This is a genomic window from Brachybacterium sp. 107 (assembly GCF_052379725.1).
In the GTDB taxonomy this organism is placed as follows: Bacteria; Actinomycetota; Actinomycetes; order Actinomycetales; family Dermabacteraceae; genus Brachybacterium.
On sequence record NZ_JBQSYW010000044.1, the window covers coordinates 1 to 1,255 of the forward strand.

Sequence of the window (1,255 nt, forward strand, 5' to 3'; positions counted from 1 at the left end):
CGTTTAGGTGACAGTTGGGGTGTCAGGCCGCGAGTGCGACCGGGTTCATGATGGTCTCGTATTCGATGGGGGTCAATCGACCCAGGCGAGCCTGCCGGCGCCGGCGGTGATAGGTCCTCTCGATCCAGGTGATGATCGCGATCCGCAGCTCTTCTCGGGTCCGCCACCGCTTGCGGTCCAGGACGTTCTTCTGGAGCAGCGCGAAGAACGACTCCATCGCGGCGTTATCGCCGGCAGCGCCGACCTGGCCCATCGATCCGATGAGGTGATGACGGTTCAGGGCGTGCACGAATTTCCGTGACCTGAACTGAGATCCACGGTCCGAATGCACGATGCAACCTGCGGCGTCTCGACGCCTGGATATCGCGTTGTCCAGGGCGTTCACCGCAAGACGAGCCTTCATCCGGTCGCTGATCGAGTAGCCCACGATCCGGCCGGAGAACACATCTTTGATGGCGCAGAGGTAGAGCTTGCCCTCGTCGGTCCAGTGCTCGGTGATGTCGGTCAGCCACAATTCGTTGACGTCATCGGCGGAGAAGTCCCGCTTCACGAGATCGTCGTGAACCTGCGGGCCGGGGCGCTTCCCGTTCTTGCCGCGCTTCTTACCGAACACCGACCACCACTGGTTGTCCCGGCAGATCCTCCACGCCGTGCGCTCACACATCTCCTCACCGGCCTCGGCGGCTTCGTCGACCAGGAGCCGGTAGCCGTACTCGGGGTCGTCGAGGTGAGCGTCCAGCAACGCGTTGGACCGGTAGGCCTCGACCACCTCGGCCTTGGTGACTTGCTGGTGCCGCCAGCGGTAGTAGGGCTGGCGGGAGAGCTTCAGGACCCGCAGGGACACCGCGACGGGAATGCCGTCAGCGGCGAGCTCGCTCACGAGCGGGTAGAACCTTTTCCCGGCAAGTTCGCCTGGGACAGGTAGGCGGCGGCACGGCGCAGGACCTCGTTCTCCTGCTCGAGCAGCCGGATCTTCTTGCGGGCGTCGCGCAGCTCGGTGGAGTCCTCGCGGGTCTTTCCGGGGCGGCTTCCGTCATCGATGTCGGCTTGACGGATCCATTTATGCAGCGTCATCTCGTGGACGCCGAAGTCCTTCGCGATCTGCGCGAGAGTGACGCCGTCCTCACGGGACCGGGCCACACGCACGACATCTTCGCGGAACTCCTGGGGATAGGGAGCAGGCATGGTGCACATCCTTCCAGGCCGCCCAGTGGGCAAGCCAGATCAGATGTCACCTATCCGTGCGGCAGTCCCC

At 64.3% G+C, this 1,255-nt stretch carries 1 protein-coding gene; it reads right to left on the reverse strand.

Annotated elements, in window-relative coordinates; translation table 11 throughout:
- Positions 1–22: 22 nt before the first annotated feature.
- Positions 23–1,185, reverse strand: a protein-coding gene (locus ACT3UL_RS19205; RefSeq protein ID WP_444579999.1) for an IS3 family transposase whose coding sequence is annotated in 2 segments (ribosomal slippage) — positions 23–898 and positions 901–1,185 — 1,161 coding nt in all. Because the reading frame shifts where the segments join, the coding sequence is not laid out codon by codon here.
- Positions 1,186–1,255: the final 70 nt, after the last annotated feature.